The organism is Microbacterium sp. 2FI (assembly GCF_005502885.1).
In the GTDB taxonomy this organism is placed as follows: domain Bacteria; phylum Actinomycetota; class Actinomycetes; order Actinomycetales; family Microbacteriaceae; genus Microbacterium.
This window is the reverse complement of record NZ_SCMR01000030.1, coordinates 16,536-39,000: the sequence shown is the minus strand read 5'-3', so window position 1 is coordinate 39,000 and position 22,465 is coordinate 16,536. Positions and strand designations below refer to the sequence as shown.

General features: G+C 68.7%; 19 protein-coding genes. 9 read left to right on the top strand and 10 right to left on the bottom strand.

Annotated elements, in window-relative coordinates; genetic code table 11:
* Together FFS15_RS18920 and FFS15_RS17520 are read right to left on the bottom strand one after the other, a co-directional pair.
* A partial coding sequence (locus FFS15_RS18920) for a 4Fe-4S binding protein (RefSeq protein WP_249354190.1) occupies nucleotides 1–149 on the bottom strand: 149 nt, incomplete at its 3' end.
* Nucleotides 150–153: 4 nt separating this feature from the next.
* On the bottom strand, nucleotides 154–525 hold the full coding sequence (locus FFS15_RS17520) for a DUF6113 family protein (RefSeq protein ID WP_137846338.1): 372 nt from the start codon (nucleotides 523–525) through the stop codon (nucleotides 154–156).
* Between the two features lie 175 nt (nucleotides 526–700).
* On the opposite strand from FFS15_RS17520, the gene FFS15_RS17515 reads away from it, so the two are divergent.
* The 6 genes from FFS15_RS17515 to FFS15_RS17490 are packed head-to-tail and all read left to right on the top strand — an operon-like array spanning nucleotide 701 to nucleotide 7,724.
* Nucleotides 701–1,486: an ABC transporter ATP-binding protein gene (locus FFS15_RS17515; protein ID WP_137846337.1), complete on the top strand. Its 786-nt coding sequence runs from the start codon at nucleotides 701–703 to the stop codon at nucleotides 1,484–1,486.
* Nucleotides 1,483–2,301 (top strand): ABC transporter ATP-binding protein, encoded by an 819-nt coding sequence (locus tag FFS15_RS17510; RefSeq protein WP_137846336.1) that lies wholly within the window; start codon nucleotides 1,483–1,485, stop codon nucleotides 2,299–2,301. Before FFS15_RS17515 ends, FFS15_RS17510 begins: the two co-directional genes overlap by 4 nt.
* A complete protein-coding gene (locus FFS15_RS17505) occupies nucleotides 2,298–4,196 on the top strand; it encodes an AMP-binding protein (RefSeq protein WP_137846335.1) in 1,899 nt (632 codons plus the stop codon). The genes FFS15_RS17510 and FFS15_RS17505 overlap by 4 nt, the downstream gene beginning before the upstream one ends.
* Complete coding sequence (locus FFS15_RS17500) at nucleotides 4,193–5,131, top strand: branched-chain amino acid ABC transporter permease (protein WP_137846334.1); 939 nt, start codon at nucleotides 4,193–4,195, stop codon at nucleotides 5,129–5,131. Before FFS15_RS17505 ends, FFS15_RS17500 begins: the two co-directional genes overlap by 4 nt.
* On the top strand, nucleotides 5,128–6,339 hold the full coding sequence (locus FFS15_RS17495; protein WP_137846333.1) for a branched-chain amino acid ABC transporter permease: 1,212 nt from the start codon (nucleotides 5,128–5,130) through the stop codon (nucleotides 6,337–6,339). The genes FFS15_RS17500 and FFS15_RS17495 overlap by 4 nt, the downstream gene beginning before the upstream one ends.
* Nucleotides 6,340–6,392: 53 nt before the next feature.
* Complete coding sequence (locus FFS15_RS17490) at nucleotides 6,393–7,724, top strand: ABC transporter substrate-binding protein (RefSeq protein WP_137846332.1); 1,332 nt, start codon at nucleotides 6,393–6,395, stop codon at nucleotides 7,722–7,724.
* A 64-nt stretch (nucleotides 7,725–7,788) separates the two neighbouring features.
* Here the strand turns inward: FFS15_RS17490 and FFS15_RS17485 are convergent, their stop codons facing one another.
* Nucleotides 7,789–8,103 (bottom strand): AzlD domain-containing protein, encoded by a 315-nt coding sequence (locus FFS15_RS17485; RefSeq protein WP_137846331.1) that lies wholly within the window; start codon nucleotides 8,101–8,103, stop codon nucleotides 7,789–7,791.
* Entirely contained in the window at nucleotides 8,100–8,888 is a 789-nt protein-coding gene (locus FFS15_RS17480; protein ID WP_137846330.1) for an AzlC family ABC transporter permease, read from the bottom strand. Before FFS15_RS17480 ends, FFS15_RS17485 begins: the two co-directional genes overlap by 4 nt.
* A gap of 233 nt (nucleotides 8,889–9,121) precedes the next feature.
* Between FFS15_RS17480 and FFS15_RS17475 the strand changes: the two genes are divergently transcribed.
* Complete coding sequence (locus FFS15_RS17475; protein WP_137846329.1) at nucleotides 9,122–11,179, top strand: hypothetical protein; 2,058 nt, start codon at nucleotides 9,122–9,124, stop codon at nucleotides 11,177–11,179.
* A 78-nt stretch (nucleotides 11,180–11,257) separates the two neighbouring features.
* On the opposite strand, the gene FFS15_RS17470 is transcribed toward FFS15_RS17475, so the two are convergent.
* The 3 genes from FFS15_RS17470 to FFS15_RS17460 form a co-directional block, all read right to left on the bottom strand.
* Nucleotides 11,258–12,211, bottom strand: a complete 954-nt coding sequence (locus FFS15_RS17470; protein WP_137846328.1) for a phosphotransferase — start codon at nucleotides 12,209–12,211, stop codon at nucleotides 11,258–11,260.
* A gap of 21 nt (nucleotides 12,212–12,232) precedes the next feature.
* Nucleotides 12,233–14,146 carry a translational GTPase TypA gene (typA, locus tag FFS15_RS17465; protein ID WP_137846327.1) on the bottom strand — a complete coding sequence of 638 codons (1,914 nt, stop codon included), beginning with the start codon at nucleotides 14,144–14,146 and terminating at the stop codon, nucleotides 12,233–12,235.
* Nucleotides 14,147–14,270: 124 nt separating this feature from the next.
* The gene (locus FFS15_RS17460) at nucleotides 14,271–15,974 is read right to left on the bottom strand and encodes an ABC transporter ATP-binding protein (protein ID WP_212743186.1); all 1,704 of its coding nucleotides are present in this window, start codon (nucleotides 15,972–15,974) and stop codon (nucleotides 14,271–14,273) included.
* Nucleotides 15,975–16,003: 29 nt separating this feature from the next.
* Here FFS15_RS17460 and FFS15_RS17455 point away from each other — a divergent pair, with 29 nt between their 5' ends.
* Nucleotides 16,004–16,603 carry a PH domain-containing protein gene (locus tag FFS15_RS17455; RefSeq protein ID WP_137846326.1) on the top strand — a complete coding sequence of 200 codons (600 nt, stop codon included), beginning with the start codon at nucleotides 16,004–16,006 and terminating at the stop codon, nucleotides 16,601–16,603.
* On the opposite strand, the gene FFS15_RS17450 is transcribed toward FFS15_RS17455, so the two are convergent.
* The 3 genes from FFS15_RS17450 to FFS15_RS17440 form a co-directional block, all read right to left on the bottom strand.
* Nucleotides 16,594–17,826, bottom strand: coding sequence for an ABC transporter permease (locus tag FFS15_RS17450; protein ID WP_137846325.1), 1,233 nt, complete (start codon nucleotides 17,824–17,826; stop codon nucleotides 16,594–16,596). The two genes, FFS15_RS17455 and FFS15_RS17450, sit on opposite strands and share 10 nt — an antisense overlap.
* Nucleotide 17,827: 1 nt before the next feature.
* On the bottom strand, nucleotides 17,828–19,372 hold the full coding sequence (locus tag FFS15_RS17445; protein WP_137846324.1) for an ABC transporter permease: 1,545 nt from the start codon (nucleotides 19,370–19,372) through the stop codon (nucleotides 17,828–17,830).
* A 206-nt stretch (nucleotides 19,373–19,578) separates the two neighbouring features.
* Nucleotides 19,579–21,444 carry an ABC transporter family substrate-binding protein gene (locus FFS15_RS17440; RefSeq protein WP_137846323.1) on the bottom strand — a complete coding sequence of 622 codons (1,866 nt, stop codon included), beginning with the start codon at nucleotides 21,442–21,444 and terminating at the stop codon, nucleotides 19,579–19,581.
* A 178-nt stretch (nucleotides 21,445–21,622) separates the two neighbouring features.
* On the opposite strand from FFS15_RS17440, the gene FFS15_RS17435 reads away from it, so the two are divergent.
* Nucleotides 21,623–22,447 (top strand): CPBP family intramembrane glutamic endopeptidase, encoded by an 825-nt coding sequence (locus tag FFS15_RS17435; RefSeq protein WP_137846342.1) that lies wholly within the window; start codon nucleotides 21,623–21,625, stop codon nucleotides 22,445–22,447.
* Nucleotides 22,448–22,465 lie beyond the last annotated feature (18 nt).

Here is a 22,465-nt window from a genome sequence, read left to right as displayed (position 1 = left end):
CAGACCGGTTCGCACGCACCGCAGTCGACGCACTCGTCGGGGTGGATGTAGAGGGACCGCTCACCCTCGTAGATGCAGTCCACCGGGCACTCGTCGATGCAGGCACGGTCCTTGACATCCACACAGGGAAGAGCGATCACATATGTCACTCGGTCAGTCTAATCGAGCAGGTCCGAGCCGGTCGGGCCACGCGACGACGAATGCGACCAGAAGCGGCAGAGCGAGGGTCCAGATCGTGGCGAGCACTGTCTGCGGGACGATCACCGAGCCGCCCGGCCCTTTGCCCGAGAAGACGAGGGTCGCCAGCACCATGCCGAGTCCGGTCGCCAGCGCCGCCCAGCGGTCGTCGGTCAGCAGGCGCACCGCGGCCAGCAGCGCCGCGCAGCCCACGAGGGCGAGGATGAGCCCTACCGGCAGCCATCCCCATCGGTACGCGTGCGCGATCGTGCCGGCGAGGCCGTAGACCACGCCGACGAGCAGGGCGACAGCCCATGTGCCCAGACGCGCGGGGAGAGAGGACGACACCCGTCGACTCTACCGGCGGTCGCCCGCGGGCTCTCGCGTGAAGCGTTCGAACCTGAAACCCAGTTTCGAAGGCGCTGAGCCTCGGTTTCATCACGAAACGGTAACCGACCGCGCGGTATGCCCCTCTTCGTTGTTACCGTGTCCCCATTCACAGCGCCGTGACCGAAGGGACCCCATGACGCTGGCCGTGCACAACATCGAGGTTGTCTACGAGGACGTGATGCTCGTCGTCAAAGGCGCGAGCATCCGCGTACCGCGTGAGGGGATCGTCGCGCTCCTGGGCGCCAACGGCGCCGGAAAGACCTCGCTCCTCCGAGCGATGACCGGTCTCCTCGACGTCCATCGCGGTCGGATCACCCGCGGTCATGTGTCGATCGACGACGCACCCGTCGACACCCGCCGCGCGCCCGACGTCGTCCGGGCCGGGGTCAGCCAGGTCATGGAGGGGCGCCGCGTCTTCGTCGAGTTCACCGTCGAGGAGAACCTGCGGGTGGGCGCCTACTCGCGCAGCCGCTCCGGCGTCGCGCAGAATCTGGAGCGGGTCTACGGCATGTTCCCCATCCTCGGCGAGCGCCGGAGCCAGCGCGCGGGCTATCTCTCCGGCGGCGAGCAGCAGATGCTCGCGATCGGCCGAGCCCTCATGGCCGAGCCCCGCTACATCCTGCTCGACGAGCCGAGCCTCGGACTCGCCCCGCAGGTCGTCGAGCAGATCCGAGACCTCATCGTCGAGATCCGGCGCTCGGGCACCGGGGTGCTGCTCGTCGAGCAGAACGCCGCGATGGCGCTGTCGATCGCCGACCACGGGTATGTGATGGAGAACGGCAAGATCGTGATGGATGCCCCGGCCCAGGCGCTGCGCGACGACGACGACATCCGCGAGTTCTACCTCGGCACCGGCGCCGGCGCCGGAAGCCTGCGTGACGTGAAGCACTACAAGCGGCGGAAGCGGTGGCTGTCATGACCGTCCTCCTCGACGTGCAGGACCTCACGCTGCGATTCGGCGGCGCGACGACGCTGGATGCCGTCTCGTTCGACGTCCGTCAGGGCGAGCTCTTCGCCATCATCGGGCCGAACGGCGCCGGCAAGACCTCGACCTTCAACTGCATCTCGGGCGTCTACAGACCGCAGTCCGGCTCGATCGCTCTGGACGGCGAGACCCTGCTGGGCGCCGCCCCCGACGAGATCGCCCGACGGGGGGTCGCCCGAACGTTCCAGAACGTCGAGCTGTTCGACAACCTCTCGGTGCTCGACAACCTGCTGCTCGGACGCCACCAGCGAACGACCTACTCCTGGCCCGAGGCGATGGTGTGGTTCGGGCGCAGCAGGCGGCAGGAGCTCGCCGCGCGTCGCCGCATCGAAGACCTCATCGAGTTCCTCGACCTCGCGCGCGTGCGCCACATGCCGGTCGGCATCCTTCCCTACGGCATCCGCAAGAGGGTGGAGCTGGGCCGCGCTCTCGCGATGGAGCCGCGCCTGCTGCTGCTGGACGAGCCGGTCGCCGGCATGAACTCGGAGGAGACCGAGGACATGGCCCGGTTCATCCTCGACATCCGCAGCGAGCTGGGGACGTCGATGATCATGGTCGAGCACGACATGCGGCTCGTGATGGACCTCGCCGATCGCGTCATGGTGATCGACTTCGGCCGCCGGATCGCGCTCGGCACCCCCGACGAGGTGCAGCGGGATCCGGCCGTCATCTCCGCCTATCTCGGGGGCGCCGCGCCCGAGATCGCCGAGGAGATCGAACAGGCTCTCGCCGGAGAGGAGACGCCATGAGCACCGCCGCACCGCCCGCGACCGACGCGCTCGTCGTGAACCACCTCCCCCGGCTGCTGCGCGACGTCGCCGCCGCCAAACCCGGGCACACCGCGATGCGCGTCAAGGAATCAGGCATCTGGCGCGACATCACGTGGACCGACTACCGCGTTGCGGTGGAGCGCATCGCCTTCGGCCTCGCGGCCCTCGGTGTCACCGTCGGCGACCGCGTCGCGATCCAGTCCGAGAATCGGCCGGAATGGATCTTCACCGACGTCGCGGCCTCGTCGCTGCGCGCGATGATCGTGGGGCTGTACCCGACCAATCCGGTCGCCGAAGTCGCCTACCTCTTGCAGGACAGCGGCGCGCGGGTGCTGATCGCCGAAGACCAGGAGCAGGTCGACAAGGCGCTGGCCGCCGAGCCCGGGTGCCCCGCACTCGAGTGGATCGTCGCCCTGAACGGACGCGGGCTCGCCGCCTACGACCACCCGAAGCTGCTGTCGATCGACGAGCTCATCGAGCGGGGCGAGAGGTTCGCGGCATCCCAACCCCGTCATCTCGACGAGATCGACGCCGAGCGCACACCCGACGACGTGGTGACCCTCATCTACACCTCCGGCACCACCGGGCCGCCCAAGGGCGCGATGCTCACGGCGCGCAACGTCTCATTCGCCGCGCACGTGTTCTCGATCGACGGCGGGATCCTCGGCAAGCAGATCGGCCCGGACGACGCCCTGCTGTCGTATCTGCCGCTGTCGCACGTCGTCGAGCGCGGCATATCGGTGTGGGTGAATCTCACGTCCCACACCGTGGTGCACTTCGCCGAGTCCATCGACACCGTCACCGTCGACCTCGCCGAGGTGCAGCCCACCGTGCTGTTCGCCGTCCCCCGCATCTGGGAGAAGATCCAGGCGACGGTGGCGATCCGCATGGCCAACGCCTCGCGCCTCAAGCGCGCGGTCTACCGCGTCGGCTCCCGGTGGTCCCAGACCATCGCCGCCGACCGCATCGCGAACGGGGGCGAATTCACGCCACGGGCGAGACTGCGCTACATCGTCGGGTACCTGCCGCTGTATCGCCCGCTGCGCAAGCGCCTCGGGCTTCTCCGCGTACGACACGCCATCTCGGGCGCGGCCCCGATCGCCCCCGACGTGCTGTCGTTCTTCCTCGGGATCGGCATCCCGCTGTTCGAGGCGTACGGCATGACCGAGAACTCGGCGGTCGCGACGACCAACGTGCCCGGCCGCATGTCGGTGGGGACGGTCGGCGAGGCCCAGCCGCTGTCGGAGGTGCGCCTGGCCGACGGCACGAACGAGGTGCTCACGCGGAACGCGGGGACCTTCGCCGGCTACTGGCGGCGTCCCGACGCGACGGCCGAGGCAGTGGATGCCGACGGCTGGCTGCACACCGGAGACGTCGGCGAGTGGGTCGACGGCACGCATCTGCGGATCGTCGACCGCATCAAGGACATCATCATCACCGCGGGCGGCAAGAACATCGCCCCGAGCGAGATCGAGAACGCGATCAAGGCCTCGCCGTTCATCAAGGAGGCCGTCGTGATCGGCGACCGCCGGCCGTATCTCACGGCGCTCATCGGCATCGAGTACGACACCGTCGCCGACTGGGCATCGAGGCGGCGCCTCGAGTTCACCACCTACCGCGATCTGTCGACGAAGCCCGAGGTGATCGAGCTGGTCGCCGGCGTCGTGCGCGACGCGAACACGCGACTGGCACGGGTCGAGGCGGTGCGCAAATTCCGGATGCTGATCAAGGAGCTCGACCACGAGGACGGCGAGCTGACGGCGACGCAGAAGCTCAAGCGCCAGGCGTTCGCGCGGACGGTCCCCCACCTCGTCGACGACATGTACGCAGACTCCAGCGCCTATCCCGGCGCCGACCTCGGGAGGAACGGATGAACACGCTGCTCTCGTCGGTGGCGACCGGGCTCGGTCAGGGCGCGGTCTACGCCCTCATCGCGGTGGGCTTCGTCATCATCTACCGCGCCACCGGCGTGCTCAACTTCGCCCAGCCGGCTCTGCTCATCCTCGGCACCTTCGCCACGAGTGTCCTGGCAACTCAGATCGGACTGCCGTTCTTCATCGCGGTTCCCCTCGCGATGGCGGCCATCGCGCTCGTCTCGGCGGGCGTCGAGCGCGTCGCGATCCGGCCGATGGTCGGGCGCCCGGCGTTCTCAGCCGCGATCGTGACCGTCGGACTGTTCATCGTGCTGCTGGTGATCGCGTTCCGACTCTTCGATTCGCAGCCGCGCACGGTCGGCGACCCCTGGCAGCTCGCCTCGATCTGCATCGGCGGTGAGGCCACCGAGTCGTTCGGCGTCGCCGGGTGCACCGGCGGCGTGCAGATCTACGTCAACGCGATCGCCCGCTTCGTCATCTCGCTCGCGGTGATCGGCCTGCTCGGCTGGTGGCTCACCCGTTCGAAGGTGGGACTCGCGATGCGGGCGACCTCGCTCGATCAGGAGACCGCACTCGCGCAGGGCATCTCGGTGGGACGCATGTTCTCGATCTCGTGGGCGATCGGGGGCGCTCTCGCGGCCCTTGCCGGTGCCCTGCTCGCCGCGAACGGGTCGGTGGTCCAGGCCACCGACGCGCTGTTCGCTCTCGTGGCGCTCCCGGCGATCATCATCGGCGGTCTCGACTCGCTCAAGGGCGCGGTCGTCGGCGGGCTCATCGTCGGCGTCGCGATGGCGCTCACCAAGACCTATCAGCCCGTCATCGCTCCGTGGCTCGGGACGAATTTCGACAACGTCGTGCCGTATCTCATCATGATCGTGGTGCTGCTCGTGCGGCCCTACGGCATCTTCGGCACGAAGGAGGTGCAGCGGGTATGACCTCGCCCGACACACTCGATGCGGCATCCCACCGGCTCACCGGGTCTTCGAAGCTCTTGGACTTCGAGTCCTCGCGCGGAACCGTCTCGCGCGGCGTCCGTCGCGGCCGGCCCGCCCTGTACACCAGCTACGCAGCAGACCAGGCGCTGCTGAACTCCCCCGCCAAGCGCTGGTGGACGCTCGGGCTCGTCGTACTCGCGGTGGCCGCGCCCTTCCTCGTCGCCGCGGATCTGACGTACCTGCTGACCCTCGCGGTCGTCTACGCGATCGGCGGGATCGGCCTGAACCTCCTCACCGGCTACGCGGGGCAGGTCTCGCTCGGGCACGCGTTCTTCCTCGGACTCGGCGCGTACACCGCCGCAGTGCTCGGCGGCGCTCCGGGCACGACGACATGGGGGCTCCAGCTAGACCTCGCGATCGTACTCCCGGCCGCCGCGATCATCCCGGGGCTCATCGGCCTCGTCGTCGCGCCACTGGCGACGCGTGTGCGCGGGCTCTACCTGGCCGTGCTGACGCTCGGCCTGCTGATCCTCGGCGAGCACCTCTTCAAGATCCTCATCCCGATCACGGGTGGCCAGGGCGTCGGGCGCGGGGTCGCCGAGCGCACGCTCTTCGGCGTCGACCTCACCGCCACCTACGCGATCGGGCCGCTCATCATCCCGCCGGCGGTGTCGCTGTACCTGCTGAGCTTCGTGATCCTGGTGCTGACGGGCGTCGCCGCCCGCAATCTCGCGCGAGGACGCAACGGGCGCGCGTTCGCGGCCGTCCGCGACCGCGACATCGCCGCCGAGATCATGGGAGTGAACCTGCTGCGCACCAAGACGCTGGCCTTCACGCTGTCGTCGGCCTACGCGGGCGTCGCGGGGGCATTGTTCTCGATCCTCATCGGGCGCATCGCCCCCGAACAGTGGAACCTCTTCCTCTCGATCGACTTCCTCGCCGTGATCGTCATCGGCGGCATCGCCTCGATCTCGGGCACGATCATCGGCGCGTGCTTCGTGGTGCTCACGCCACGCCTCCTCGAAGAGCTCACCCATGTCGTCCCCTGGATCAGCGTCTCCGGCGGCGGAGTCCTCAACGTCTTCCAGCTGCAGACGATCGTCTTCGGCATCCTGATCATCCTCTTCATCACGCTCGAACCACGAGGTCTCTACGGGCTGTGGATCCGCGTGCGCAACTACTTCAAGGCCTGGCCGTTCTCCTATTGACCGGGTCCCCTCGCCACAACTGAACACCAACCCACGAAACAAAGGAGCACCTCATGATGCGTCGACGAAGCCGCACGGCAGTCGCCCTGGTGGCGGCAGGCCTGCTCACCCTCACCGCGTGTACGCAGGTGACGCCCGAAGCTGATTCGGGCGACCCCGAAGAAGGCGGTGAGATCACCACCGGGGCGGGCGTGACCGCCGAGGCGTGTCCGGATGCCGTCAACGCCGACAACGGATGCATCTACCTCGGTGTCCTCTCCGACCTCACCGAAGGGCCGTTCGCAGCCCTCGCCGTACCGATCACCGACGCGCAGCGCGCGTTCTGGGCCCAGGTGAACGAGGACGGCGGCATCGGCGGGTACGACATCGACATCGACACCTACACCCGCGACACCAAGTACCAGGCGGCCGAACACGCCGCCCAGTACCAGCAGATCGCGGGCGAGATCGCGGGCATCGCCCAGTCGCTCGGCACCGTGAACACCGAGTCGGTGCTGCCCGACATGATCGACCGCAGCCTCGTGACGGTTCCCACCTCGTGGTGGTCGGGGTACGCCTTCGACGACAACGACGGCGGGATCATCATGGAGACCGGCTACTCGTACTGCACCGAGGCACTCGCGGGCCTCGACTGGTTCGCCGAGACCAACGGCGCGCCGGCGAAGGTGCAGGCCGTCGGGTATCCGGGCGACTACGGCGGCGACTCGGCCGAGGGCGTGAACCGCTGGGCCGAGGTCAACGGCGCGACCGCGCTCGCGCCCATCGGCACCGGGCCGAACCAGGTGGTCGGAAACCAGGATGCGGTCGTCGCGGCGATCCTCGCGGGTGCGCCCAACGTCGTGGTGCTCGCCGTGGGTCCCGCCGAGACGGCGGAGATCGTCGGCAAGCTCGCGGCAAGCGGGTTCACCGGCCGATTCCTCGGCGCACTCCCCACGTGGAACCCGGCGCTGCTCGCGTCGGCGGCCGCCCCCGCTCTCGAGGCGCTGTACAACCACATGACGCCCTACGAGAACTGGGACGGCTCGAGCGCCGCGATCACGGCGATCAAGGACTCGCTCGGCGGTGAGCTGCCCCCCAACGGCGGCTACATCATCGGCTGGGGCATCGGGTATCCGCTGAAGGCGGCGCTCGAGGCAGCGGCCGAAGCCGGCGATCTGACGCCCGAGGGCATCGCGGCCGTCGTCGACGGCCTCACGGTCGACTTCGAGGGTCTCGTGCAGCCGCATACATACGGCGGCGACCCCCAGGAGAACGCCAACCAGGCCGTCAACATCGGCGTGCCCGACCCGGAGGTCGAGCTCGGCCTCCGCACGATCGAGAGCTTCTACGAGGGCTCGTCGTTCGACCAGACCGACTACTCGGCCGCCTGCGTCGCCACCAGCTGACGCGAGGTACGCGAGGGGGATGTCTCGACAGAGGCATCCCCCTTTCGCGTGCCGCAGTCCGCCGCTATGCCGCCCAGCCCCACAGGCGCAGGAGTGCGGCGGTGAGCGCCGCCGCCGCGACGACGACGAGGAAGGGCGCACGCAGCAGCAGGAGTCCCGCCGCGACGAACACGGCCGGAACACGGGCATCGAGTACGATGCCCTGCCCCGCGCCCAGCGTCTGCACCGCGACGAGGGCCGCCAGCAGCGCCACCGTGAGGAGGTCGGCGATGCGCGCCGGACGCTCCGCCTCGAGCACACGGGGCGGGATCAGATAGCCGAGCGTCTTGAGCGCGACGCAGAGGATGGCGGCGACGAGCACGGCGGTCCACATGGTCACGGGAGGCCCTCCCGCTCGGGCACGTCGTCGGGCTCGTCCCACGGCGCGGTGCCGGGCCGTGGGACGTCCGCACGGTCGGGCGAGGCGAACCAATTCGCCCACCCGACCACGATCGCGACGACCGCTGCGACGATGACCGGCAGCCCCGGCATGAGGACGGGCGTGAGCATCGTCGCGACGACGGCGGCCGCGACGCCGACCGCGATCGGCTGGCGGGCGCGCAGGCGCGGCCACAGCAGCGCGAGGAAGGCCGCTGCGGCAGCCGCATCCAATCCGTAAGCCCGTGGATCCCCCAGCACATCGCCGAGGAGCGCGCCGGCCAGTGTCGAGATGTTCCACCCGATGTAGATGCCGATGCCGGTGACCCAGAAGCCGACGGTGCGCGCGTGCCTCGAGGTCTGCGCGAGAGACACCGCAGTGGACTCATCGATCGTGAAGTGTGCGGCGGCGGCACGCCGCCAGAATCCCGCGCCGATGACCGGCGACATCCGCATGCCGTAGGCGGCGTTGCGGACGCCGAGAAGCGCCGCCGACGCGATCGCCGCCGGCGCGGCGGCGAGACCACCCGCGCCCACCACGCCCGCGAAGGCGAACTGCGATCCCCCCGTGAACATCACGAGGCTCATCACGCAGGTCTGCCAGACGTCGAGGCCCGACGCGACGGCGAGGGCACCGAACGAGATGCCGTACGCGCTCGTCGCGAGCGCCACCCCCACGCCCTCGCGCGCCGCTCGCCGGGCTTCGCCGGCGGTGTGCGCGTCGTCGAAGTGCGGGGTGAGGCTCACTCGATCGATGCTATCGACGGAGTCGGCTGCGGACCCCGTTCCGCCCGGCCATCGGTGGCTCGTTCCCTGCCAACCCCGACTGACCTGCGCGATCCCGGCAGAACACGAAAGGATTGCGCTTTCCGCTCCTCCTTGCCATTCTGGAGTCACCCAGCAGAAAACGCTTCCTCAGCTTGTGGACGCCCCCGCGTCCGTTCTCATCACGGATTCTGCCCGCAGGACGAAGGAGTCCCATGAGAACGACGCTGCCCACGCTCTGCGAACGCCGCAGACCTCGTACAGCCCTGCTCGCCGCCACTGCTGTCGCGGGCGCGATGATGCTGTCGCCGCTCGCACCCGCCGCCGCCGCTCCCCCGGGCGTCGACCCGGGCGCGCCCGCCGTCGACCTCGGCCGCGAGGTGATCGCGCCCGGCGACGGCTGGGCGTCATGGTCGGGACAGACCTTCCCCGAGCGCATCGCGCGCACCGCCGCGCCCGTGACGGGAGGCTCGGCGGCCGCACCCGCCGACATCTTCGTCGCAGACACCTGGCAGGAGCTGCGCGACGCGCTCGCGGGCAGGCCCGGCGGCACGCAGAACGACGCGCGCTACAACCCGGTTCCGCGCATCGTATACGTCACCGGTCCGATCGACCCCTGGGTGCGCGCCGACGGCACGCGGCTGACGTGCGACGACATCGCCGCCCAGATCACCGTCGCAGGCACCGGTGCACCTTTCTCGATGACGGACTACATCGCCGCCTTCGGCCCCGGCATCGACCCGACCGGGCCGCTCGAACAGGCGCGGGTAGAAGCCGCCGCTGTGCAGGCGCGCCTCACGCTGCAGCACGTCGGATCGAACGTGACGCTCGTCGGCGTCGGAGACGATGCCGTCATCACCGGTGCTTCGCTGCGCATCCGCGACGCGCACAACGTGATCGTGCGCAACCTCACACTGGCCGACGCGTACGACTGCTTCCCGCAGTGGGACGCCAATGACGCCGGCGGCAACTGGAACTCCGCCTACGACAACCTGTCGGTGTGGACCGCGACGAGCGTGTGGATCGACCACAGCACCTTCACCGACGGCGAGCACCCGCCGACGAGTCTCGACACGGTGTACGGGCGCCCGTTCGAAGTGCACGACGGCCTCGTCGACATCACCCACGGCGCGGATCTCGTCACGATGTCGTGGAACTGGTTCCAGCAGCACGACAAGACCGACATCATCGGCTCATCCGACTCGCGGCTCCAGGACCGCGGTCAGCACCGCGTCACCCAGCACCACAACCGCTGGACCGACATCGGGCAGCGTGCGCCCCGCGTGCGCTTCGGCGACGTGCACGTCTACAACAACCTGTACGAGCAGACCGCGGCATCCCTCGTCGAGACGGTGCCCGGATCGCCGTACTTCCAGTACCTCTGGGGTGCGGGACGAGAGTCGAGCATCGTGGCCGAATCGAACGCGATCGAACTCATCGATCCGGCATCCGTGTCACGCGTCATCGCGGGCTGGGGCGGAACCGAGCTCTCCGAGACCGACACGCACGTCAACGGCGAGGTCGTCGACGTCCTCGGCGCCTACAACGCCGGCGCCGCGGCGCCGCTGACGCCCGTCGTGCGGTGGAGTCCGGCCGACGCGTACGACTACGCCCTCGACCCGGTCGGCGACGTCGCCGCGCTCGTGCGCGCAGGCGCCGGCGCGGGCATCCTCGATTCGGGGACGCCGGTCGCCACCGGCACGCCGGGGGCGTTCTCGCTCTCGGACGACAACGGATGGGACACCGGGCTCCGCGACGGCGACTATCGCATCACGGCCGACCTGTGGTGGGGGCAGAACGCAACGATCGTGAAGCTGTACGAGAACGGCGCGCTCGTCGGCGCGCAGGCCCTGACCGGCACCTCGCCGAACGCGCAGCGGGCGCGATTCGAGATCGCGGGCAAGCCGAACGGCACGTATGCGTACGAGCTCGTCGCACTCAACCCGCACGGAGAATCGCGGTCGAAGCCGCTCGTCGTCACAGTCACCGATGCCGCGCCGGGCACGGCGGTGCTGAGCGCCTCGGGAGTGCGCAGCGGGTCGGTCGTGGTGACGGCGAACCTGTGGTGGGGCTCCAATGCGACGACCTACGTGCTCTACCAGGACGGCGTCGAAGTCGACCGGCAGGCGCTCACGGCGGCGACGCCTGCCGCGCAGCGCGCCTCGACCGTGATCGGCGCGCTCGCACCGGGCACGTACGCGTTCACCGCGGAGTTCGCCAATGCCGCCGGGACCACCGAGACCCGGCCACTGACGGTGACGGTCCGGGGTTGATCACGGGCTGACCAGCGGACGGATGCCGCGGCGCCGCGCGTCTGCCGGGCGCGCCGCCGCGGCATCCGTCATCGTCCGTCATCCGTCGAGGCGTACGCGCAGCCAGTCGAGGCAGGCGATCGCCTGTTTGCGCTGGAAGGCGCGGAGCGTCGGGATGCCGGGCGCGGGCGATTGCATCGACCGCTCGAGGAAGGTGCCCGCGAGTGCTGCGAGCACGGCGTTCGCACCCTCGTCCGGCATGCCGGAGAAGGCGCCGTGACGGCGGAGAACCGCTTCGACATCGTCTTCAGGCGCCAGCAGTCGCACGTTCAGCATCAGCAGGAGGGCGTCGAACCACGGTGCTCCACGCAGTGCCCACGGCCAGTCGACGACGGTCACGGCGCCGTCGGGACGCACCAGGATGTTGTCGGCGCGCGCGTCGAAGTGGACGAGAGCGTCACCCCCGACCAGCGATCCGGCTGCGCGAGCGAGGTCGTGCAGGTCGCCGATACGCGCCGTCAGCCACTGCTCGCGATCAGTCGAAAGCCCGCTGATCGCTGCCGCATCCACGGCATTCCAGGCGGTCGCATAGCGATCCACCACACCGGTGATCGACTCGAGTCTCGAACCGAGCTCTTCCGAAAGCGGCGCATTGCTCAGCATCCCGTACGCGTCGAGGCTCGCCTCGAGCTCGTCGGCACGCCAGGGCGTGATCGGATGCCGCCCCTCGACGTCTTCCAGCACGACGGCGACCCAGTCGCCCTCGTCCACGACTCCGAGCAGCCGCGGGACGGGGGCATCGATCGGCAGCAGCGCGGTGATCTCCGCCTCGCGCCGGTGGATGTCGGGCGTCTCTTCGTTGACCGCGGCCCACGCGGTCTTCACGAAGGCGCGGGCGCCGTCGGCGGCGACGACGCGGTCAGCCGACCCGGGCGAGAATCCGCCGTGCTGGGTGATCGCCTCGACCACGGGCGACCCGATCACCTCGGCGACGGCGTCGCGGATGCCGACCGGCACCTCGTGCCACGACATGCGTCGGTGGGCCGGGGTCATCCGTCCATCTTGGCGGAAGGGTCAGACGCCGGCGTCCTGGCGCTTGAGGCGCGCGGTCGCGCGAGCGCGCTCGGTGGCGTCGAGGTTGACCTTGCGGATGCGGACGATCTCGGGCGTCACCTCGACGCATTCGTCGTCGCGGGCGAACTCGAGGCTCTCCTCGAGGGTGAGCTGGCGCGGCGGCGTCATCGACTCGAACGTGTCGGAGGTGGACTGACGCATGTTGGTCAGCTTCTTCTCCTTGGTGATGTTCACGTCCATGTCGTCGCTTCGCGAGTTCTCGCCGACGACCATGCCCTCGTAGACCTCCTGCGTGGGCTGCACGAAGAACGACATGCGCTCCTGCAGCGCGATGATCGCGAAGGGGGTGACGACGCCCGTGCGGTCGGCCACGATCGAGCCGTTCTGGCGAGTCACGATGTGGCCGGCCCACGGCTCGTAGCCGTGCGAGATCGCGTTGGCGATGCCCGTACCGCGGGTCGTGGTGAGGAACTCGGTGCGGAAGCCGATGAGTCCGCGCGAGGGGACGATGAACTCCATCCGCACCCACCCGGTGCCGTGGTTGGTCATGTTGTCCATGCGGCCCTTGCGGGCGGCCAGCAGCTGCGTGATCGCGCCGAGGTACTCCTCGGGCGCATCGACGGTCAGGTGCTCGAACGGCTCGAACGTCTTTCCGTCGACCTTCTTCGTGACCACCTGCGGCTTGCCGACAGTGAGCTCGAAGCCCTCACGGCGCATGTTCTCGACGAGGATCGCGAGCGCGAGCTCGCCGCGGCCCTGGACCTCCCATGCGTCGGGTCGTCCGATATCCACGACCTTGAGCGAGACGTTGCCGACGAGCTCGCGGTCGAGGCGGTCCTTGACCATGCGTGCGGTGAGCTTGTGGCCCTTGACCTTGCCGACGAGCGGGCTGGTGTTCGTGCCGATCGTCATCGAGATCGCCGGGTCGTCGACGTGGATCTGCGGCAGCGGGCGCACGTCCTCGGGGTCGGCGATCGTCTCGCCGATCGTGATGTCCGGGAACCCCGCGATGGCGACGATGTCGCCGGGGGCTGCGCTGTCGGCCGGGTAGCGCTCCAGCGCGCGGGTCTTGAGCAGCTCGGTGATGCGCGCGCTGCTGACGGTGCCGTCGTGGCGCACCCAGGCGACCGTCTGGCCCTTCTTCAGGGTGCCGTTGAAGACGCGCAGGAGCGCGAGACGACCGAGGAACGGGCTCGAGTCGAGGTTGGTCACCCACGCCTGCAGCGGAGCCTCGTCGTCGTAGGACGGGGCCGGGACGTGCTCGAGGATCGCCTCGAAGAGCGGCTCGAGGTCGTCGTTGTCAGGAAGCTGTCCGTTGGCGGGACGGTTGCGGGATGCCGCGCCGGCGCGGCCGCTCGCGTACACGACGGGCACATCGAGCAGCGCATCGACGTCGAGGTCGGGAACATCGTCGACGAGGTCGCTCGCGAGGCCGAGGAGCAGATCGTGCGCCTCTTCCTCGACCTCGGCGATGCGCGCGTCGGGGCGGTCGGTCTTGTTGACCAGGAGGATGACGGGGAGCTTGGCCTCGAGGGCCTTGCGTAGCACGAAGCGGGTCTGCGGCAGCGGGCCCTCGCTCGCGTCGACGAGCAGCACGACGCCGTCGACCATCGACAGACCGCGCTCGACCTCGCCGCCGAAGTCGGCGTGGCCGGGGGTGTCGATGACGTTGATGGTCACCGGCGTGTCGCCGGCGTGGGCGCCTTTGTACGTGATCGCCGTGTTCTTGGCGAGGATCGTGATGCCCTTCTCACGCTCGAGGTCGTTCGAGTCCATGGCGCGCTCTTCCATGTGCTCGTGCGAGCCGAACGACCCGGTCTGACGCAGCATGGCGTCGACGAGGGTCGTCTTGCCGTGGTCGACGTGGGCGACGATCGCGACGTTTCGGAGGTCTGAACGGAGGGCGCGCGCCATGAAAGAAGTCCTTGCGAAAAGTGAGAGGGCCGGGATGCCGGCATCCCCAGCTTATCGCAGGCAACCGGGAGCGACCTGAGGGCCCCGGCGGGGAGCCCTCAGGTCGCGCGATTCGGTGTGGCCGTCAGCTGGCGCGACCGAGGAGCGTCGCGCGGGCGGCGCGGCGCGCCTTCTGCTCGACCGGGTCGGGAACGGGCACCGCGGCGATGAGACGCTTGGTGTAGTCGTTCTGCGGGTTGCGGAGGATCTGCTCCTTCGTCCCCTGCTCGACGATGCGCCCGTGCTGCATGACCGCGATGCGGTCGGCGAGGAGGTCGACCACGGCGAGGTCGTGCGTCACGAACAGCGTCGCGAACTGCTTCTCCTTCTGGATGTTCTGCAGGAGGGCCAGCACGCGCGCCTGCACCGAGACGTCGAGCGCACTCGTGGGCTCGTCGGCGACGAGCACGACCGGGTCGAGCGCGAGCGCGCGGGCGATGCCGATGCGCTGGCGCTGGCCGCCGGAGAGCTCGTGCGGGTAGCGATTGCGGAAGTCGCGGGGCAGTTCGACCAGGTCGAGGAGCTCCTCGACGCGGCGCGAGATCTCCTTGCGGTCGCGGCCGGCGAGCTCGAGCGGCTCACCGATCGACTCGCCGACGGGCCAGCGGGGGTTCAGCGACGAGCCCGGGTCCTGGAAGACGATGCCGATCTTGCGGCGGACTGCGCGCAGCTCTTTCGCCTCGACGCCGACCATCGCCTGGCCGGCGACGCGGAGCGTGCCTTCGGCTGCGGCGACGAGGCCGACCACCGCGCGAGCGATCGTGGTCTTGCCCGAACCCGACTCGCCCACGAGGCCCAGGACTTCGCCGGGCTGGATCGAGAGCGACGCCTCGCTCACAGCACGGAACGCCGGAACCCGGCCGCGCTTGGGGTAGTCGATCGACACGTTGTCGAGGACCAGCGCAGCAGTACTGTCGTCGCGCGTGTCATCGACGTCGTGGCTGGCCTCGCCCAGCCCGAGGTGGGGCACCGCGCCCATCAGCGCCTTGGTGTACGGGTGCGACGGCGCCGCGAAGATCTGCTGCGCCGGAGCATGCTCGACGACCACGCCGTCCTTCATCACCATGACGTCGTCGGCCATGTCGGCGACGACACCCATGTCGTGGGTGATGAGGATGATTGCCGAATCGAGCTTCTGGTGGAGGTTGCGCAGCAGATCGAGGATCTCGGCCTGGACCGTGACGTCGAGCGCCGTGGTCGGCTCGTCCGCGACGAGGACGCGCGGGTCGAGGGCGATCGACTGCGCGATCATCGCGCGCTGACGCTGACCACCCGAGAGCTGGTGCGGGTAGGAGTTGTACGCCTTCTGCGGGTCGGGCATCTCGACGAGGCCGAGCAGCTCGATCGCGCGCTCCTTCGCCTGCTTGCGGGTCATCTTCGAACGGTGGGTGAGCACGGTCTCGGAGATCTGGAACCCGATCGTGTAGACGGGGTTCAGCGCCGTCATCGGCTCCTGGAAGATCGCCGAGATGCCCTCGCCGCGGACCTTCCGCAGTGACTCGATCGGCGCGCCGATCAGCTCGCGGCCGGCCAGGCGTGCGCTGCCGGTGATGCGGGCGTTCTTGGGCAGAAGGCCCATGATCGCCATCGAGCTCGTGCTCTTGCCCGAGCCCGACTCGCCGACGATCGCCAGCACCTTGCCCGGCATGAGGTCGTAGGTGACGTTCTTCGCGGCGGCGGCCCACCGGTCGCCGACCCAGAACTCGACGCCCAGGTCGTTGACCGACAGCACGGGGCCCCCGTCCTGCATCGCGTAAGAGGGCTTGCGCGTCTCTTTGCTCGTACTCATCGTGTGGTCCCTCGTGTCAGGATGGTCGAATGTCCCAGCCGGTCGTCTTCCGTCCGCGCGGCGGGGTGGTCCTCGCGGTGATCGCGATCGTGGTGTGCGCCGTGGCGCTCGTCTTCCTCGCCGTCTATGACGGCATCCCGGCGCTCGTGCGCTGGGGCTGGCCGATCGTGCTGATCGCGTGGGGATCGTGGCTGCTGTACGTCCGCCCCGCGGTCACCGTGACCGACGGCTTCGTCGAGATCCGCAACATCGTCCGCACCCACCGTGTGCCGTGGGGCGACGTCGATGACGTCGACTCGCGCTACGCGCTGACGATCGTCACGGCATCCGGTCGCCGCATCCGCGCGTGGGCCGCGCCCGCGCCCGGTGCGCGCGCTGCGCTCTCCACGCGTCGCGAAGAGGTCAACCGAACTCCCGGAGACGGCGACACGCGCCGCCCGTCGGACTCCGAGAACAGTCACTCCGGCGGCGCCGCGGCGCTCGTCCGTCGGCACCTCGACGCGTACCGTCGCGAGGGCGGCACCGCGCTTGCCGGTGCCACCACGACGACGTGGGATGCTGCGCCGATCGGCGTGACCGTGGCTCTCGCCGCTGCCGCCGCGCTCAGCGTTGCGTGGCCTCACGCCTGATCGCCCCGGTTTCGCGGGTCGTCGGGGTCCGCATCCGTCTCCGGCCGTTCAGCCGGATCCTCGTACTCCGCCGCCTCTTGGACCGACTCAGGTCGCAGCGCCGCCGGGAGGTCGGGGTCGTCCTCGCTCGTGTCGGACTCGACGATCTGCACCGCCTGGATCGACGGGATGGCGGCGACGGCCTTCGTGGCACGACGGCCGACCTTGCCCTGCTGGCGCGGGTCGAAGGCGTCGCGCAGGCCGTCTCCGATGAAGTTGATGCAGAGCGCCAGGATCACGATGAACAGACCCGGCCACCAGAACAGCCACGGGCGGGTTCGGAACGCCTCGCGGTACTCGCTGATGATCTGGCCGAGCGACACATCGGGGTAGGTGATGCCGAAGCCGATGAAGCTCAGCGCCGCCTCGATGAGCACTGCGGCGCTCATGAGCAGCGTCGTGTTCACGATGATCACGCCGACCGCGTTGGGCAGGATGTGGCGGAAGATGATCCGGCCGTTGCTGGCACCGGCGACGCGCGCGGCGTCGACGAACTCGCGCTCGCGCAGTGACAGGAAGTCACCGCGCACGAGGCGAGCGAGGCCGGTCCAGCTCAGGAGGCCGAGGAATACGCCGAAGACGATCGCGTTGCCGCCGAAGAGCTTTCCGAAGATCGAGCCGATGACGATGATCGGGATGATGATGATGACGTCGGTGAAGCGCATCAGCAGCGAGTCGACCCAGCCGCGGAAGAAGCCCGAGAGAGCGCCGATCAGCACGCCGACGATCAGCGAGCCGACGCCGACGAGGAACATGACCGTCAGCGACTGCTGCGTGCCGCGCATGGTCTGCGCGAAGACGTCCTTGCCGAGCGTGTCCTGACCGAAGGGGTGTTCGCCGAGGCTGAAGGGCCAGAGCGTGAGTGTCGGGGCTCCGCCGTTGACGAGCGGGTAGGTGGTCCACCAGTTCAGCGGCCACCAGCCCGGGATGCGGATGCCGTCGATGGTGAGCGTGCCGTTCGGCAGCGCCTTGAGATCGCCGGTGCCGCCGACGACCGTGCCGACGGAGGTGAAGGCGAGAAGGATCACCATGACGAGCAGCACGAGCGCGATCATGGCGAACTTGTGCCGCACGAAGCGGCGTCGGACGAGCGCGCCCTGGCTGAGGCCTGCGATCGCCTTCTGCTCGATGCTCTGCTCGCTGCCGCGGTCCTGCGGAGCGTCGGTCGGAATCATGGTCGTCATGTCAGCTCACCCGGATCCGGGGGTCGAGGGCGGAGTAGAGAAGGTCGGCGATCAGGTTGAAGACGACCGCCAGGATGCCGGTCACGAGGAAGAAGCCCATGACGAGGTTCACGTCACCGTGGTCGAGACCGTCGACGAAGAGAGCGCCCATGCCCTTCCAGGCGAAGATCGTCTCGGTGATGACGGCGCCGCCGATGAGCGCGCCGATGTCGAACGCGATGATCGTCGCGATCGGGATGAGCGCGTTGCGCATCGCGTGACGCACCACGACGGTGCGCTCGGTGAGGCCCTTCGCGCGCGCCGTGCGCACGTAGTCCTGGTTCATGACCTCGAGCAGGCTCGCGCGGGAGTACCGGGTGTACGCCGCGAGTGAGACGAGCGCGAGTGCGATCGTCGGAAGCACGAGGTGCGCGAAGCCGTCGAGGATCTGGAACCACATGTCGCCCTGCAGGCCCGGGGTGCGCGAACCGATCGTCGCGATCACGCCTGAGCCGGGGATGCGGTCGACGTAGTCGGGGTAGACGAGCATCACGCGGTCGACGATCACGACGAAGAACGTGATGAAGCTCACGATCGCGGCGGTGCGAGCGGTCTCCTTCTTGCCGTCGCCCCCGATGAGCACGCCCACGCCGATTCCGATGCCGATCGCCGCCACGGCGAGGCCGAGCAGCATCCACGCGGTCGGGACGTAGAAGAACAGGAACTGGAGCGGCTGGTAGAGCGCCGCCCATACGCCGACCGTGATCAGCGACGCGTACAGGGCGCGGCGGTTGGAGAGGCCCGTGGAGATCGCCGTCACGCCGAACGCCGCACCGATGCCGGTGAGGATCACGCCGATGATGCCGATCTGCGGGCGCTCGAACCAGCCGGTGACACCGAGGAGGAAGAGGAGTCCGCCGGCGGCGACGAACGCCGAGGCGAAGGAGATGAGTCGACGCTTCCAGCTGCCGCCGAGGATGCTCATGATGATCAGGCCCCACACCGCGCCGGTGATGAGGACCGCCGGGATCGTGATGACCGGATCGTTCAAGAACTCGTTGAAGCGGATCGCACCGAACTCCTTCAGGAGCACGGCGATCCAGAAGATGGGGAGCGAGTACACGATGAAGGTCATGAACGTGACCGTGTAGTCGAAGCCGCTGTACTGGCGGAGCGCCGTCAGGATGCCGATCGTGATGCCGAAGATGATCGCGACGATCGTGGCGGCCGTGACGAGCTGGATGGTCGAGGCGGCGGCGGTGGAGACGGCCTCGGTGACCGGCTGGTAGCTGCGGCTGAACGAGCGTCCGAGGTCGCACTCGAGGACGAACGGGACGAGGCACTTCGCTGCGCCGCCGAGCCACGTGAAGTAGCGCACCGGGATCGGGAGATCGAGGCGCAGCTGCTCGATGCGGAACGCGATGAGCTCTTCGCGGTTTGGCGCGCTGGACCCACGGAGATCATTCAGCGGGTCCTGGCTGATCGCGGTCAGCGTGTACACGATGAACGAGGCGACGAGGAGGACCAGCGTGGTCGCGCCCAGGCGCCTCAGAATGTAGGTCAGCACAGCCGACCTCGCTGCGAGATGTCTTTGCTCATGGTGAGTTCGTTCCGTTCGGGAGCGCTGTGCTCAAGCTACTACGCGGGTCTGCGGTCGGATAAGCCGCACACGCGCGTGACTGTGGGCGCCGGGGGGTCACCACGGCGCCCACAGTCATTCGACGTCGGTTCGGGGGAGCGGTTGGAGCCGCTCCCCCGAAGGAGGTCCTCCGATTACTCGGAGTCGCCCTCGACCGGAGTCCACTCCCAGAAGTTCCAGAAGTAGTCCGGGCTCAGCGGCATCGACTTGACTTCGCTGACCTTGTCGCTCGAGACGAGCAGACCCGGGAACTGGAAGATCGGGATCGACACGGCGTCAGCCCAGATGAGGGCCTCGGTCTGCTCGAGGATCGCGGTCTGCTCGTCGTGGTCGGCCGTCACGTTCAGCTGCGCGAGGAGGTCGGTGACCTCTTCGTTGCAGTAGCCGTTGTAGTTGCCGCCCTTGGCCAGCGGGTCCTCGTAGCACGCGTAGAGCTGGTCGGAGCCGCCGACGGCGAGGCTGGTCTGCGACCAGGCGAAAAGCGTCGCGTCGTGGTTGTTGATCGGAACCGCAGCCGGGTCGGTGAAGAGCCAGTCGGGCTCGCTCTCGTCGACCAGCGTGAAGCCCGCGAGGGCAGCCGACGACGAGATCAGCTCGAACTCCTGGCCACGACGGACGTTGCCCTCGGGGTACCAGAAGCCGACCTCGACCGGACCGGTCACGCCGGCCTCGGCGAGAAGCGCCTTGGCGCCCTCGATGTCGACCGCGGCGTAGTCTGCCGAGCCGTTGGTCTCCGAGAGCAGCGGGTAGCGCTCCGGGTCGGCCGAGCTCACCAGGTGGGTGTTGCGGACGGTGGCGTCAGCCTGCAGCGGCAGGATGATCTTCTCGACGATCTCTTCACGCGGGATCGTCTTGAGGAATGCCTGGCGAACCGCAAGGGCCTTCGCCTCGTCGCCGCCGTAGGTGGCGGGGTCGAACGGGCCGCCGTTGTTGACGGTCAGGTCGACGTGCTCGTGCGACGCCTGGACGGCGGTCTGCACATCGGCGGTCTCGATGCCGTTGGCGAGCTCGAGGATGTCAGCGGTGGGCTGACCGGTCCAGATGTCGAGCTCACCCGACTCGAGCGCCTGCAGCGCCGTGGTCGAGTCGGTGATGGTGCGCACCGTGATCTTCTCGAACTTCGGCGACGGACCCCACGTGTAGAGCGGGTTCGAGGTGATGGTGATGTACTGGTCCTCGACGATTTCGTCGATGACGTACGCACCGCTCGTCAGAGCAGCCGCGGGGCTCTCGGGGAGCGTGGTGTAGCCGTAGCCCTCGTTCCACGCAGCACCGAGCTCGGCGAGAACTTCCTCGTCACCGTCGGTGATCGCAGCGGCGACCTTCTCCTTGGCGCCCTCTGCGAACTTCTTGGCGGCGTCGCGGTATGCGGTGAGGTCGCCCTCTTCGCCCGAGCCGACGTAGGTGTCGTAGGCGGCCTGGACGTCCGCGTACTCGTCCGGGAAGGCGAGTGCGTACGTGCCGTGAGCCGAGACGCCGATCGGGCCGACGAGCTCCCAGTCCACGTAGGGCTCGTCGTAGACGAACGTGATCTTCTTGTCGCCGGTCTCGGGAACCTCGGTGACGAGGTTGTAGCCCGTGGTGGCGGCCGGCGCGAAGGCGTCGGTGACGTTGCCCGAGATGGCAGCCCACTGGAGCAGCATGTCGGTCTCGTCGATCGGAACGCCGTCCGACCAGACGGCGTCAGCCGTGATCGTGTACTCGACGGTGAGCGGGTCGTCCGACACCTTCTCGTACGAGCCGAAGTCCTCGTTGCGGACCAGCTCGGGCGTGTTGTTGTAGTACGCGAAACTCGTGTCGGTCATGTACTTGACATTGCCGTTGGCCGTGTTGTTGCCGGCACCGCTGTCATCGTTGAAGTGGAAGAACCCCGAGTTGTAAGCAACCGTGATCTCCGTGCCTTCGACGACTTCAGACTGGTAGGGGTTTCCGCAGCCGGAGAGCACGAGGGCTCCCACGGCAATGATTCCCGCGCCCGCCGTCAGACGTGCGATCTTCACATTTCCTCCTGTGCAAGGGTTGAGTGCCCAGCCTGTGGCAGCTCTGGACACGGACACGGACACACTAAGCACGGTGTGGGACCGTCGCAAAACAGAATCGCAAACCGTTACATATCCTTAACTCAAAGCGACACGCGTGTGACATTCTGACAACGTGGTCGTTGCCTCTCCTTCGAATCTGCCAGTTCCGGCGCCGCTCGATCACGCGGAGCGGGTGAGACTGCGCTGGGAGATCGGCATCGTGCTGGCCGTCTCGGTCGGGCAGGCGGCGCTCTACTCGGTGCTGGCGCTCGTCCGGGCGCTGCTGCGCCCCGCGCCGCTCGGTGACCAGCAGACGCAGCTGAACCCCTCGCGCGACCAGGCGGCGTTCTGGGACGTGCTGTATCAGGTGCTGTCGGTCTTCTTCGGGCTGGCCCTGGTGGCGCTCGTGGTCTACCTGCTGTGGGAACCCGGATCCAACGCCCTGCGGCGCATCGGCCTCGACTTCCGCGGGTTCGGCCGCGACGCCGGGCGCGGCATCCTGCTCGCCCTCGCCATCGGCGTGCCGGGCTTGGCCCTCTACGCGATCGGCCGCGCGCTGGGGATCACCGTGCAGGTGCAGGCTTCGCCGCTGGATGCCGCGTGGTGGACCGTGCCGCTGCTGCTCCTCGCCGCGCTTCGCGCGGGCCTGACCGAAGAGGTCATCTTCATCGGGTACCTGTTCGACCGGCTGCGACGGCTCGGCTGGGGCTGGTGGAGCATCATCCTGACGACCGCGGCGCTGCGCGCGGCGTACCACGCCTACCAGGGCATCGGTCCGATCATCGGCAACTTCGTGATGGGCGTCGCCTTCGGCTGGTGCTACCGCCGGTGGGGTCGCGTGATGCCGCTCGTGATCGCGCATACGGTGATCGACATCGTGGCGTTCATCGGGTATCCGTTGGCGGTCGCGCTGTGGCCGGGGCTGTTCGGCCCGGTCCCGGCGCCGTCGCCCTCCCCGACGCCCAGCCCGACGGCATCCTGACCCGTCCCGGCGCCCGCG

What these genes read in the sequence shown, in the direction of transcription:
- FFS15_RS17515 (WP_137846337.1), top strand. Translation starts at nt 701, where the DNA reads ATGACGCTGGCCGTGCACAACATCGAGGTTGTCTACGAGGACGTGATG.
- FFS15_RS17510 (WP_137846336.1), top strand. Translation starts at nt 1,483, where the DNA reads ATGACCGTCCTCCTCGACGTGCAGGACCTCACGCTGCGATTCGGCGGC.
- FFS15_RS17505 (WP_137846335.1), top strand. Translation starts at nt 2,298, where the DNA reads ATGAGCACCGCCGCACCGCCCGCGACCGACGCGCTCGTCGTGAACCAC.
- FFS15_RS17500 (WP_137846334.1), top strand. Translation starts at nt 4,193, where the DNA reads ATGAACACGCTGCTCTCGTCGGTGGCGACCGGGCTCGGTCAGGGCGCG.
- FFS15_RS17495 (WP_137846333.1), top strand. Translation starts at nt 5,128, where the DNA reads ATGACCTCGCCCGACACACTCGATGCGGCATCCCACCGGCTCACCGGG.
- FFS15_RS17490 (WP_137846332.1), top strand. Translation starts at nt 6,393, where the DNA reads ATGATGCGTCGACGAAGCCGCACGGCAGTCGCCCTGGTGGCGGCAGGC.
- FFS15_RS17475 (WP_137846329.1), top strand. Translation starts at nt 9,122, where the DNA reads ATGAGAACGACGCTGCCCACGCTCTGCGAACGCCGCAGACCTCGTACA.
- FFS15_RS17470 (WP_137846328.1), bottom strand. Translation starts at nt 12,211, where the DNA reads ATGACCCCGGCCCACCGACGCATGTCGTGGCACGAGGTGCCGGTCGGC.
- typA (WP_137846327.1), bottom strand. Translation starts at nt 14,146, where the DNA reads ATGGCGCGCGCCCTCCGTTCAGACCTCCGAAACGTCGCGATCGTCGCC.
- FFS15_RS17460 (WP_212743186.1), bottom strand. Translation starts at nt 15,974, where the DNA reads ATGAGTACGAGCAAAGAGACGCGCAAGCCCTCTTACGCGATGCAGGAC.
- FFS15_RS17455 (WP_137846326.1), top strand. Translation starts at nt 16,004, where the DNA reads ATGTCCCAGCCGGTCGTCTTCCGTCCGCGCGGCGGGGTGGTCCTCGCG.
- FFS15_RS17450 (WP_137846325.1), bottom strand. Translation starts at nt 17,826, where the DNA reads ATGACGACCATGATTCCGACCGACGCTCCGCAGGACCGCGGCAGCGAG.